Here is a 12601-nt window from a genome sequence, read left to right as displayed (position 1 = left end):
GCGGTGCGGTGCGGTGCGGTGCGGTGCGGTGCGGTGCGGTGCGGTGCGGTGCGGTGCGGTGCGGTGCGGTGCGGTGCGGTGCGGTGCGGTGCGGTGCGGTGCCCGCTACGCCGCCGCGCGGTCGGACTCGAGTTCGTGCAGCCAGCTGCCGGTGGCCTCGAAGTGGGCCGTGATGTCGGCGAGCCGGGCGTACATGTAGAAGCCGGTGACGGGGCGTTCGTCGGCGCGGGCGTAGTCGGGCAGCCGGCCGTACTCGCGGAAGCCCAGGCGCTGCCAGAGCGCGGAGGGGCCGTCGTCGCGGACTTCGAGCGTGATGACGTCGCATCCCATCTCGCCGACCTTGCGCAGGGCCTCGGCCCAGCCCTCGAGCAGGAACTGCCCGCGGTAGTCGGGGGCGACGACGCAGCGGCGCATCTCGACGATGTGGCGGCGGGCCGGCAGCGGCGCCCGTGCGAGGGTCACCATGCCGACGATGCGGCCCTCGTCGTTGCGGACGTGGAGGAGGTCGACGGCTCCCTTCTTCAGGTCTGCCTCGAAGGCCCGCATCAGCGGGAGGCCCTTCTCCAGTCCTACGGGTTCGTAGAAGCCGAGGGTCATCTCCTTGACCGCGACGGCGTCCATCAGCTCGATCATTTCGCGCATGTCCTGCTCGGACAGCTCGCGAGGCCATGAATAGTGCATCGTCGTCTTCCTTGGTGAGTGGACGGGGGAGGCAGCCGGACCCCGGACATCGCGCGCACGGCCCCGCTGGGCGGTGCGGACATCTGGGTGCGCAATGTCCGGGATCGCCGGCTTGCGGAGGTGGCGACTTGCGCGTCGGACTAGACCGAGGCGGTGGCCTGCGTCTGCAGGTTGGTCTGGACGGCGGCGGCCGGGGCCGCCTGGGTCAGGAGGGAGAGGTCGGCGCCGGCGCCGAGCACGGTGGCGGCGTAGACCTCGACGAAGTAGGAGACGAACAGCGAATTGATCTTGATGAGGTGCTCGACGAAACGCTCCTCGTCGGCCTCGTCCTTGACGACGCGCATGATCAGGTTCCAGACCATGTCGACGTGGTCGTCGTCGTCGTCGAGGGCCAGGTGGGCACGGGCACCCTTGGTGTTGGCGGCGCCGACGTGCTGCTCCATGATGTCGAGCCAGTCGGGCTGCGTCTTGCCCGCGATGTACTCCAGGTAGAAGCCGCTGATCATCGCGGCCAGCGGCCCCTCGGTGGCCATCGTGTAGTAGAAGTAGCCGTTGAGCAGCTCGGTGGCGAAGGTCGGGCGGATCGCGTAGATCTCCTCGTCCGTCATGCCCACCTTGTGCAGGTCGCCGGCGAACATGCGGTCGTGGCGGCCCTCCTCCGCGCCGTACAGGCCCCACTCCTTGCAGAGCTGCGGGTCCCGGGTGGCCCAGTAGTTGGCGATGAGCGGGTCGACGGCGCGCTTGAGACCGATGCGGATCATCGTCTCCACGTTGTGCCGCTTGTACAGGTCGAGGTCGAACTTCTCCTTGTCGAGCATTCCGTCGGCGCCCGCGCTGCGCTCGTAGAAGTCCCGCTCGAACTTCAGCAGGAGCTCGTCCACTCGCTTGCGGAACTCGGGTCGCTGCAGGTTGGAGTACGTGTTGTACGACTTACTTCGAGGCATCTCATCCCCAGCCGAGATCGTTGACTACCTGATCCGGACCAGTGGCGGCCACCGGGGCCGGACCACTCGTTGACGGAGCAAGGAAGACGGACACCGCGACAGTTGCCGCAATGGCGAGATGGGATCTCGCTATACGTGGCATGCTTACCTGCCCCTCCAGAATTTTCTGCGGTCCGGATCAGCTTCGCCTTCATCCTGCTGGCAGGACGACTTCCGGATCCATCCCCTTCTGGGATCATGTTGCCGCTGGCGAAAACATGACAGGGGGATGAATTGAACTCAACCAGACAAGTCCATCCTTTTCCCGTGCCTCAGCTGACCGCTGACGGGAACCGTCTCTACCGGTTCGTCACCCGGACACCGGGTACAACGTGCGAATCCGCGGGCGAGGCACTGGGCATGGACGCCGCCGACGTGAAGGAAGCCGCCTCCGCACTGGGGGACCTGGGGCTGCTGAGCAAGTGCCCGGACACCGGGATCTTCACCCCGTACCCGGTGGACCACGCGCGCATCAAGGTCCTCAACCCGGCGCAGCACGGCCTGAACGAGATGCAGTCCTTCATCGACCATCTACGGGGAGATCTAGATGAGTTGACCCTCAAGACGGAGCACTTGCAGGACGACAACTCACTCGAAGTCGTCCCCGGCGTCCACGACGTGCGCAAGCTGATCACGGGCTTGGCCGAGGGCTGCCGCGCCGAAGTTTTGACCTCTCAGCCCGGCGGAGCGCGTGACGAGGGGGTGCTCGACGAGAGCCTGGAGCGCACCGAGCGACTGCTGGAACGGGGGGTGCGGATGCGGACGCTCTACCAGCACACGGCCCGCTTCAGCCCGGTCACGGTGTCTTTCGTCGAGCGGTTCACACCGCTCGGCGCGGAAGTCTGCACGCTCGCCGGCGGTTTTCCGCGCTGCATCGTCTTCGACCGGGAAGTGGCGATCCTGCCGCTCATGGACGGATCACACGGGGCGGCGGTATCGAGAAATCGCCACCTTGTCTCATTTATTGCGGAGGCTTTCGAGCGCGCCTGGAGCTCGGCGGAGAAATTCGTCCCGGAAACCGACCGGCCGGCCCGCGCCGCGATTACCTCGGACATCCAGCAGACCATCGTGTCGCTGCTCATTCAGGGTGAATCGGACAACCGCATAGCCCATGTCGTGGGAATTTCCCTGCGCAATACCCAGCGCCACATCGCGAACATCATGAAGAGCATCGGCGCCCGCAACCGGCTGCACGCCGGATACCTGCTGGGCAAGGAGCCTTTCGGCGGCAACTGATGCCGCGGCAGATGCGGGCCACGGGGATCCGGCCCGGATCCGCCGCGGGATCCGTCGTAAGGGGGGAGCCGCGGGACGGGCGGCCCGGGCCGTCCCTCGCGGATCACGCCGGGGCCCGCGGCGCCGATCCCGGCCCGCACCCCGAGGGCGGATCAGGGTGAGCTCCGGGGCGGCTCAGGGCGATCACCGACGGTCAACGGGCTCTGCGGGGGCGAAGGTTGGTTCAGCGCGAGTACCGCGCTGAACCGAGCCGCCCGCGCCGTTCCCAGGAGCCACCGATGACCGCTCGTCCCCGCGCCGCCCGCCGTCTCACCGTCACCGGCGTGGCACTGGCCGCACTCGCCACCGCTCTGGCCGCCGCCCCTGCGGCCACGGCCGCGCCCAGCGCGTTCGCCTCCCACAACTCCACCGGCACCCGCGACCCGGCTGCGGTGAGAACGCTGCTGGCCACCCTGCCCGACGGGGTGACGGACGCAGCCCTGGTACGAGTGGCCGGCCGGGCCATGCGCACCCCGTACACCGGGACGGCCGGACAGGTGGAGGCGGGCGCGCGCTTCCCGGTGGGCAGCGTGACCAAGGTCTTCACCGATGCCGTGGTGCTCCAACTGGTCGCCGAGCACCGGATCGGCATCGACGATCCCGTCCGCCCCCACCTGCCCGAGCTGATCCCGGCCGCCTACGCCGGCGTGACGGTGCGCCAGCTCCTGGACCACACCAGCGACCTGCCCCGTCCGGCCCGGGTTCCGCTCGATCCGCACGGAGTGGTGACCGCCTCCTTCGAAGCGGACGCTGCGGCCCGCCCCGGCCGCATCCCGGGCCCCGGAACCGTCCAGCAGTACAACGGGCTGAACAGCTTCGTCGCCGGGCTGCTCGTGGAGCGGGTCACCGGCCGCTCCTTCGCCGGTGAGCTCGACCGGCGGATCCTGCGCCCGCTGGCCCTGCGCGGCACCGCGCTCTCCGAGGACCCGGCGATCGCCTGGGCCTGGTCGGAGGGCGGGCTGACGTCCACCGCGGCCGACCTCGACGCGTTCCTGAGGGCCCTGCTGGACGGGCGGCTCCTCCCTCCGGCCCAGCAGCGGCACCTCTTCGAAGTGCCCGCGGTACCCGGCGCCCCCGAGAACACCAACTGCCCGGCTTCCACGGCCTGCTTCAGTGCCGGCGGGCTGATGGGAATCGAGCTGAACGGAACCAGGGTCTGGGGAAAGACCGGCTCCAGCGGCGGCTGGACCAGCGGCGTCTTCGCAAGTACCGAACAGCACCGCCGGACGGTCTACGCCCTGCGGCCCGACTCCCTGGCCACCCCCGAACAGCAGCGCGACCGTGTCGAGGCAGTGGTCACGGCGGCCCTCACCGACCAGACCGTTTCCCGAGGCTCATCAGATCGTCGGTTCGTCGGGTGATGCGTGTCGCCGGCTGCCGCCCAGCGGGCACGCGTCGAGCCGTTGACTCGGGCTATGAGCACTAACGCCCGCCGCCCGTCGGGAGGGGGTCCGCCGCCTCGGCCGCGGCGGGCTCGGGGGCGGAGACGGCCGCGACGGTCGGCTGCGCCTCGGGGACCTCGGTCACCGCGGACGCCGCCCGGGGCTTCGAGGGGACCAGGGAGGTCACCGCGACGCCGCCCACCAGCAGCACGGCCGCCACCCAGCGCAGTCCGCTCACCTGCTCCCCCAGCACCAGGGCCGCCGAGGTCATCCCGAAGACCGGTACCAGGAGCGAGAACGGGGCGACGGAGGAGGCGGGGTAGCGGCGCAGCAGGTATCCCCACGCCCCGAAGCCGAACACCGTGGTGATCCAGGCGAGGTACACGATGACGCCGACACCGCTCCAGTCCAGTGCGCGCAGCGCGGCCAGGTCCCGGTCCGGGCCCTCCAGCAGCAGCGACAGCGCGGCCAGCGGCAGCACCGGCACCACGCTCACCCACACCATGAAGTTCAGTGCGTCGGGCGGGGAGGCCTTGCGGGTCAGGACGTTGGACACGCCCCAGCAGGCGGCGGCCGCGATCACCATCGTGAAGCCCAGGACGGGCCCGGAGGCGCCCTCGTCCACGGCGGCCACGCCGATGCCCACGAAGGCCACGGCCATCCCGGCCATCCGCACCCGGCCCGGCCGCTCCTTGAGCACGACGGCCGCGAACACGGCGGTGAACACAGCCTGGGCCTGGAGGACCAGCGAGGACAGCCCGGCGGGCATCCCGTGGTCCATGCCGGTGAACAGCAGTCCGAACTTCACGATGCCGAGCACCACCCCGACCGCGATGACCCACTTCCACGCGACCTTGGGCTTGCCGACGAAGAAGACCGCCGGGATCGCGGCGACCAGGAAGCGCAGGGCGGACAGCAGCAGCGGGGGGAAGGTGCCGAGCCCGATCTCGATGACGACGAAGTTGAAACCCCAGACGGCGGCTACGAGAACCGCGAGGGCGGTGTGTATGGGTCGCATGAACTGAGCATCGGCTCAACGACCGTTCAGCACCAGCGCCGATGTCTTCAGTATCGGAATTAGTGATGCTTCATCCAGCCGCGGTGCGGGCGCGCCTAAGCTGCCTCGCATGCTGGACCTCTCGCGGCTGCGCGCCCTCCACGCCGTCTCCGTCCACGGCTCGGTCGGCGCGGCCGCCGCCGCACTCGGGTACACGCCCTCCGCCGTCTCCCAGCAGATCTCCAAGCTGGAGCGGGAGACCCGCACGACCCTGCTCGAACGCCACGGCCGCGGGGTCGCGCTCACCGAGGAGGCCAAGCTGCTGGCAGCGACGGCCGAGCAGTTGCTGGCCATCGCGGAGCGGGCCGAGACCACCCTGGAGGAGTCCCGGGGCCAGCCCGTCGGCCGGCTGCGGATCGCCGCCTTCGCCTCCGCCGCCCGCGGTCTGCTGCCCGGGGTCCTCGCCGACCTCGCCCGCCGCCACCCGGCTCTGGACACCCGGCTCACGGAGATCAACCCGCACCTGTCGATGGACCTGGTGGCCCGCGGCGTCACGGACCTGGCGGTGACCCACGACTGGGACATCGCCCCGCTGCCCGCCCCCGACGGCGTCGAACAGGCGGTGATCGGGGACGACCACTGCGACCTCGTGGTGCCGGCCGGGCATCCCTTCACCTCGCGTTCCGTCATCCGCCGCTCGGACCTGGGCGGGGAGCGGTGGGTGTGCCAGCCGCCCGGCCGGGTCTGCCACGACTGGCTGGTGCGCACCTTGCGCACGGCCGGGTTCGAGCCGGACATCACCCACGTCGCCGAGGAGAACCACACCGTCGTCGCGCTGGTCGCCGCGGGGCTCGGGGTGGCCGTCGTACCGCGGCTCGGCACCGGGCAGCTGCCGCCGGGCGCGGTGGCCGTCGCGCTGGACCCGGGCCCCGTACGCCGGCTGTACGCCGCCTGGCGGACCGGGGCGGCCCGCCGGCCCGCGATCACCGAGGCCGTGCGGACCATCCAGGAGCACTGGGCCCGGCTGGCCCCCCGTCCGGGGGACCCGGCGAGTGTCCCCCGCTCCGCGGGCGCGGTCCAGCAGTAGCGTCCGGCGCGTGCCGTACCAAGCTTCCCGCCGGACCCTGCTCACCGCGGCCGCCGTGGCCGCCGTCACGGCCGCGGGGGCCGTCGCCGCCGCCGTGGGCCCCTCCCGGCCCGGCGGGCAGAGCCCGCACGGCCCCGTGCCCGACGACGGCCGGCCGGGCGACCGGCCGCCGGGGCACCCCGCGGTCCCGGGCAGGCCCCGCGAGATCATGGCGCGGATGAGCCTGGCCGAGCTGGTCGGGCAGCTCTTCGTGTCCCGCGCGTACGGGCATTCGGCGACCGAGCCGGACCCGCAGGACGCCGAGCGCAACCAGGCGCTCTTCGGGGTGCGCACCGCCGCCGAGCTGGTCTCCCGCTACCACTTGGGCGGAATCGTCTACTTCGGCTGGGCGCACAACACCCGGACCCCGCACCAGGTCGCCGAGCTGTCGGCCGGCCTCCAGAAGGCCGCCGCGGATTCCGGCGCGGGCATCCCGCTGCTGCTCTCCATCGATCAGGAGCACGGCGCCGTCGCGCGGGTCGGCAAGCCCGCGACCCTCCTGCCGGGCGCCATGGCGCTGGGGGCGATGGCGCCCCGGTCCGGCGGGGCCGCCGCCGAGGCCCGCCGGGCAGCGCGCGTCGCGGGCGCCGAGCTGGCCGCGATGGGCATCCGGCACAACTACGCGCCGGTGGCCGACGTGAACGTGGATCCGGCCAACCCGGTCATCGGCGTACGGTCCTTCGGCTCCGACCCGCACGCCGTCGCGGAACTGGTCGCGGCCCAGGTCCGGGGCTACCAGGGCGCGGGGGTGGCCGCCACCGTGAAGCACTTCCCCGGGCACGGGGACACCGGTACGGACAGCCACGTCGGGCTGCCGCTCATGAGGCACACCCGCGCGCAGTGGGAGGAGCTGGACGAGCCGCCGTTCCGGGCGGCCGTCGAGGCCGGCGCGGACGTGGTCATGACCGCGCACATCGTCTTCCCGGCGCTCGATCCCTCGGGGGATCCGGCGACCCTCTCGCGGCCCGTCGTCACCGGCATCCTGCGCGAACGCCTCGGCTTCCGGGGGGTGGTGGTCACCGACGCCCTCGACATGGCCGGGGTACGCCAGAAGTACGGGGACGACCGGGTCCCGGTACTGGCCCTGAAGGCGGGCTGTGACCAGCTGCTGAACCCGCCGGACCTCGGGCTCGCCCACCGCAGCGTGCTGGCGGCCGTGGAGTCGGGCGAGCTGACGCGGGCGCGGATCGAGGAGTCGGTGCTGCGGATCCTGGAACTGAAGGCAAGACGGGGACTCTTCGACCAGGTCGCGGCCTCCGCGCCGGCCCCTGCCGGGGCGGTGGACGCGGCCGTCGGGATCCCGGCGCACCTGGCCGCCGCCGAGGAGATCGCCGGCCGGACGACGACCCTGCTGGCCAACCCGGTGGAGCTGCTGCCCCTGGACCCGGCGTCCCGGCCGCTGCTCCTGGTCACCGGGAGCGACCCGGTCTCCCCCACGGGTACTACGGGCCCCCCTACGGCGGTACTGGCCCGGGAGCTGTCCGCGCTGGGCTGCCGGGCGACCGCCCTGCCGCCCGCCCGCGCGGTGGCCGCGGCTCCCGGCAACGCGGCCGTGGTCGTGTGCACCTACAACGTCCCGGAGGGCGCGAGCCCGCAGCGCGACCTGGTCACGGAGCTGCTGGCCACCGGTGTGCCGGTGGTCCTCGTGGCGATCCGCAACCCGTACGACCCGGCCCGGCTGCCGGCCTGCGCGGCCGAGCTGGCGACGTACACCTGGACGGACGTGGAGCTGAGGGCGGCGGCCCGGGTCCTCACGGGCGACCTGCGGCCCACCGGGCGCCTCCCGGTGCCGGTGCCGGGCCGCTACCCGCTGGGCCACGGGCTGACGTACTAGCCGGGGCCCAGCGGGGGTCGCGGCTACGGCCGCAGCATCGGCTCGCGCTCCAGGTCCACCTGGTCGAGCTGCGCGTCCGGCTTCGCCAGCGGCGCGGCGTTCGCCGGGCCGGTGGGCGCGGCGGCCGGGGCGACTCCGGCCCACTGCAGGATCTTCGCGGTGGCCAGCGCCTTCTCGCCCTCCTGGAGCTTGGCGACGTTGGCCCCGTGGTTGGCGCCCGGCGCGGTCATCACGTAGCTGTCGCGCGCGCCGTAACCGAGGTGGAACGGTTCCGCGCCCCACGGGTCGTTCTGCCCGTAGACGAAGAGCATCTGGTTCGCGTGCTGCTTGACCCAGGTGTCCACGTCCCGCATGGCCGCCGGCTGGAAGCTCATGGGGATGTCGCGGGGGACGAAGTTGCGCGGCGGCTGGTAGCCGTAGCGGCTCAGACCGCCCAGGTGCGGCTGCTTGATGTCGGGCGAACCGAGCTGGGTGCCGGCCTGGTAGTAGTACGGCGTGTACGTCTCCAGGCCCTGGTCGGCGTAGGCCGAGAAGCCGGAGATCGCGTCGATCGTGTCCCAGATCTCCTGGTCGCTCGCGGCCGCGGCCGCCGGGACGGAGGCGCAGTCGGCGAGCAGGCTGTACTGCCAGAAGGCCCACACGTAGTCGAGCACGACGGCCTCGTAGGCCTTGTCGAGGCTGCCGACGGTGGTGAAGGTCCAGCCGTTCTCGGCGGCGGCGACGGCGTACTTGGCCTCCAGCGGTTCGCGGCGCACGAGCGCCTCGCGCTGCACCGCGTTCAGCTTGTCGCGGCACTCGGCGGTGCCGACCGTGGCGAAGAACCGGTCGTAGGCCGAGTCCTCCTTGTTGACCACGTCGTTGGGGGCGACGTACGCGACGACGCCGTCCATGTCGCGCGGGTAGAAGCGCTCGAAGTAGGTGGCCGTCATGCCGCCCTTGCTGCCGCCCGTGGCGAGCCAGTTCTTCTTGTAGATCTTCTTCAGGGCGGTGAAGACGCGGTGCTGGTCGCTGGCGGCCTGCCAGATGTCGAGCTTCGCCCAGTTGGCCGGATCGGGCCGGGACGGGGTGAAGAATCGATACTCCAGAGACACCTGGTTGCCGTCGACGATGGTCGTCGGCTCACTGCGGCGCGGGCTGGTGTTGACGTTGTAGCCGGACGTGAAGAACACCGTCGGCCGGGAGACGTCCTTGTGCAGCAGGGTCAGGCGCTGCTTGAAGGTGCCCTTCCACGGTGCGCGGTGGTCCACCGGCTGCTCGTAGTTCAGAACGAAGAAGCGGTAGCCCGTGTACGGCTTCTCCTCGATCAGGCTCATCCCCGGGACCGCGAGGATCCGGTCCTTGATGTCCGTGGCGGCGGTGGCATCCGTGGCGGCGGCAGGCTCCGCGGCGGTGGCCGCTTGTGCCGTGGTGCCGGCCGCGCCCATGGTGCCGATGAGCACCACGAGCGACAGCAGCCATCCGAGCTTCTTGCGCATTCACCCTCCCCTTGAGTTCACTTCGGTCGCCGTGAACCTAGCCGGGGCAACGCACGCCTGAACAGACCTAGTTGGGTCGCTCCATCAGCACAGTATCCAGCCGGAATCGACGGATCCGGTGCCCACGCTCCCCTTGACGTACACGCAGCGGTGGATCGAATGGACGGAAACGGGTCCGGCATAACGGGTGAACCGGCCCGAATCGCGGACCGGGTACCCGCCGCGCGGTTGGACGCTGACCGACATCGGGCGGCGGCGACCGGGATCACCGGCCACCGCCACGGCGCAGGCCTGGTCGCGGGTCCGGTACACCCGTACCTCGCCCGTCGAGAACGGCAGCGCCACCGCCAGCCTCCCCGGGCACCCCCCGGTCGCCGCCTGCGCGGGCTGCGCCGCGAGCAGCGCGCTCGCGGCCATCCACAGCGCCGCCGTGAACACCCCCAGGCGGCCGGCCCACCGGCCGCGCCCCTTCCGCGCCTTCTGCACCCTGTCCTCCATCGGTCGTACGTACTAACGTGCGCACGCCCGTACGACGTTCATTCCCCTCGAAAGGTTGCAGTGGACAAGGACCTGCGGTGCGGGCGGGCTCATTCCACGGCAGCCGTGTGGTCGAAGACCGACTCCCGGGGCCGGACCAGGGTGGCGACGGCGATCGACTGGAGGTGGGTGGTGCGCACGGCGGGCTGGTTGGCCTCGCCGAAGATCCCGCCCGTGGCGCCCGTGCCGCCGTTGTACGGGAGCACCGGCACGCAGCCGATGTGCGAGTCGTTGACCTTCAGCATGCCGCCGTTGACCACCTCCTCGCAGAACCGCTCGACGACGCGCTCGTCCTGCGCCCACAGGGAGTTGCGCAGGCCGTAGCGGTTGGCGTTGAGGAAGCCGATGGCCTCCTCCAGCCGGACGGGCGCCTCGGGCACGACCACGCAGAGCAGCGGGAAGAAGGTCTCCTCCCGGAAGGCGCGCAGCCGGCCGGCGGCCTCCAGCCCGTCCACGCGGACGACCGCCGGGCGGATGAACGGCCCCGCCGCCGCGGGCACGTCGTCCACGTCGACGAACTCACCGCCGCACAGCAGCTCGCCGCCGGCCGCCAGCACCTCGTCGAGGAACTCGGTGAACTCCGCCCGCTTGACCACCGGGCTCAGCACCGTGTCCGGATCCTCCGGCGGCCCGGGCCGGATCTCCCCCGCCCGCTCCACCAGCTCCTTCAGCAGCCGGTCCGCCACCTCCGGGTGGACGATGGCGAACTTCGGGGTCATGCAGATCTGCCCGGAGCCGTAGTACCGCTCGCACAGGGCCCGCGCGGCGAGGTCCGCCTCGGCGTCGCCCCACACCAGCACACCGTCGTTGCCGGACAGTTCGAGTACGGGCTTCTTCCCCGCGGCCACGCACTCCCGCTCCAGCTTCAGCCCCTGCTCGGAGCCGCCGAAGAAGACGAGGTCGTCGCAGTCGGGGCTGTCCAGCCACTGGCGCACCACGGCGCGCGCGTGTGTGGAGAGCACGCTCAGGGTGCCGGGCGGAGCGCCGAGGCGCTCCAGGAGCGGGGCCACGATCTCCCGGTAGACGAAGCTGACGCCCAGCGGGGCGGTCGGTGGCGCGTTGACGACCAGGCTGTTGCCCGCGGCCAGTGCCGTCACCCCGTAGAAGGAGTTGGAGGTCGGTGCGTTGCGCGGCGGACTGAGGCACACCACCCCGTCCGGCTTGCGCACCATGCGGATCCGCCGGCCCGCCGAGGTCCGCTCGGGCTCCCGCAGCCGGTCGGCGAAATCGGCGACGGAGTCCGGATGCAACCCGCAGGCCACCGAGTCCAGCTCCCAGGCGGCCAGCCGCACCGGGTGGCCCTCGGCGACCAGCAGTGCGGTCAGCTCCTCGCGGCGCTCGACGACCGCGCGGTGGACGCCGTGCAGCAGCTCCAGCCGGTCGGCGAGCGGGATCCTCGCCCAGGCCGGCTGGGCGGCTCGGGCGGCGGCCAGGGCGCGCGAGCCCTGCTCGGGGGTGGACATGGCGACGCGGCCGGCGAGCAGGCGGCCGTCGTACGGGAGGTCCTCACCGCGTTCCAGGCGGGCCTTGAGGCCGAGCACCTCGAACGGCTCGCGGAGCAGTCGGCCCACCCGGGGCCAGTAGACCCACCGGGTGCCGGGCTCTTCCGTGCCGGCCACCCATACCTCGTAAGAGTGCATCCACAACTTCCTAGCGGGATAACAAGAGTTCGCGATCACGGGGGAGACTACGGTAGGTGATCCACCGACAGCGCAACGTAGCCGTGGAAGGCAACTCAAATGACGAACGACCTGCTCGACCGCAAGCTGGACCGCGCCTTCGCGCACCTCGACGTCAACGGCGACCGGGTGATCGACGAGCACGACATCATCGGGCTCGGCTCACGCCTCCTGGCGGCCCTCGGAGAGCCGGCCACCTCCCCCAAGGCGACCCAGGTGATGGGCGGACTCGTCGACTTCTGGCAGGAGCTGTTCACCGAGCTGGACATCGACCGGGACGGCAAGGTGACGCCGCAGGAGTACAAGCAGGGCATGACGCGCCTGTACCGGGGCGGCGGCGCGGCGTACGACAAGTCGTTCCGGCCGATGGTCCAGGCGATGCTCCTGGTCGCCGACGCCGACGGCGACGGCCGCGTCAGCGCCGAGGAGTTCCACAAGGCCCAGCTCGCCTTCGACACGAAGCTGGACCGCGAGGACGCGGACGCGCTCTTCGCCCGGATCGACACCAATCACGACGGGTTCCTGTCCGTGGACGAACTCCTCGGTGCGGTGCGCGAGTACTACACCGGCACCGAGGAGGACGCCCCGGGGAACCTGCTCTTCGGCGAGCTCTGAGCCCTGCCGGTCACCGC

11 protein-coding genes are annotated in these 12601 nt (G+C 71.5%); 5 read left to right on the top strand and 6 right to left on the bottom strand.

What is annotated here, in order from left to right; all coding sequences use genetic code 11:
* Positions 1 to 105: 105 nt before the first annotated feature.
* Both ACFWBY_RS06345 and ACFWBY_RS06340 read right to left on the bottom strand, forming a co-directional pair.
* Complete coding sequence (locus ACFWBY_RS06345; RefSeq protein ID WP_385341576.1) at positions 106 to 681, bottom strand: GNAT family N-acetyltransferase; 576 nt, start codon at positions 679 to 681, stop codon at positions 106 to 108.
* A gap of 140 nt (positions 682 to 821) precedes the next feature.
* Positions 822 to 1625, bottom strand: a complete 804-nt coding sequence (locus tag ACFWBY_RS06340; protein WP_385341573.1) for a hypothetical protein — start codon at positions 1623 to 1625, stop codon at positions 822 to 824.
* Between the two features lie 306 nt (positions 1626 to 1931).
* Between ACFWBY_RS06340 and ACFWBY_RS06335 the strand changes: the two genes are divergently transcribed.
* Positions 1932 to 2900 carry a LuxR C-terminal-related transcriptional regulator gene (locus ACFWBY_RS06335; protein WP_385409631.1) on the top strand — a complete coding sequence of 323 codons (969 nt, stop codon included), beginning with the start codon at positions 1932 to 1934 and terminating at the stop codon, positions 2898 to 2900.
* A 278-nt stretch (positions 2901 to 3178) separates the two neighbouring features.
* Positions 3179 to 4300, top strand: a complete 1122-nt coding sequence (locus ACFWBY_RS06330) for a serine hydrolase domain-containing protein (RefSeq protein ID WP_385341570.1) — start codon at positions 3179 to 3181, stop codon at positions 4298 to 4300.
* A gap of 61 nt (positions 4301 to 4361) precedes the next feature.
* On the opposite strand, the gene ACFWBY_RS06325 is transcribed toward ACFWBY_RS06330, so the two are convergent.
* Complete coding sequence (locus ACFWBY_RS06325) at positions 4362 to 5339, bottom strand: EamA family transporter (protein ID WP_385341568.1); 978 nt, start codon at positions 5337 to 5339, stop codon at positions 4362 to 4364.
* Between the two features lie 109 nt (positions 5340 to 5448).
* Here ACFWBY_RS06325 and ACFWBY_RS06320 point away from each other — a divergent pair, with 109 nt between their 5' ends.
* Both ACFWBY_RS06320 and ACFWBY_RS06315 read left to right on the top strand, forming a co-directional pair.
* Entirely contained in the window at positions 5449 to 6405 is a 957-nt protein-coding gene (locus ACFWBY_RS06320) for a LysR family transcriptional regulator (RefSeq protein WP_385341565.1), read from the top strand.
* Between the two features lie 10 nt (positions 6406 to 6415).
* The gene (locus tag ACFWBY_RS06315) at positions 6416 to 8278 is read left to right on the top strand and encodes a glycoside hydrolase family 3 protein (protein WP_385341563.1); all 1863 of its coding nucleotides are present in this window, start codon (positions 6416 to 6418) and stop codon (positions 8276 to 8278) included.
* A 23-nt stretch (positions 8279 to 8301) separates the two neighbouring features.
* On the opposite strand, the gene ACFWBY_RS06310 is transcribed toward ACFWBY_RS06315, so the two are convergent.
* The 3 genes from ACFWBY_RS06310 to ACFWBY_RS06300 all read right to left on the bottom strand — a co-directional run bounded on the left by ACFWBY_RS06310 (position 8302) and on the right by ACFWBY_RS06300 (position 11930).
* On the bottom strand, positions 8302 to 9753 hold the full coding sequence (locus ACFWBY_RS06310) for a S28 family serine protease (protein WP_385341561.1): 1452 nt from the start codon (positions 9751 to 9753) through the stop codon (positions 8302 to 8304).
* An 84-nt stretch (positions 9754 to 9837) separates the two neighbouring features.
* Positions 9838 to 10239: a hypothetical protein gene (locus tag ACFWBY_RS06305; protein WP_385341559.1), complete on the bottom strand. Its 402-nt coding sequence runs from the start codon at positions 10237 to 10239 to the stop codon at positions 9838 to 9840.
* A 101-nt stretch (positions 10240 to 10340) separates the two neighbouring features.
* The gene (locus tag ACFWBY_RS06300) at positions 10341 to 11930 is read right to left on the bottom strand and encodes an aldehyde dehydrogenase family protein (protein ID WP_385341556.1); all 1590 of its coding nucleotides are present in this window, start codon (positions 11928 to 11930) and stop codon (positions 10341 to 10343) included.
* A 99-nt stretch (positions 11931 to 12029) separates the two neighbouring features.
* On the opposite strand from ACFWBY_RS06300, the gene ACFWBY_RS06295 reads away from it, so the two are divergent.
* Complete coding sequence (locus ACFWBY_RS06295) at positions 12030 to 12584, top strand: EF-hand domain-containing protein (RefSeq protein ID WP_385341555.1); 555 nt, start codon at positions 12030 to 12032, stop codon at positions 12582 to 12584.
* Positions 12585 to 12601 lie beyond the last annotated feature (17 nt).

Source organism: Streptomyces sp. NPDC060049 (genome assembly GCF_042736715.1).
Taxonomy (GTDB): Bacteria; Actinomycetota; Actinomycetes; order Streptomycetales; family Streptomycetaceae; genus Streptomyces.
Note: the sequence above shows the minus strand (reverse complement) of the source record. Positions and strands in the feature narration are given on the sequence as shown.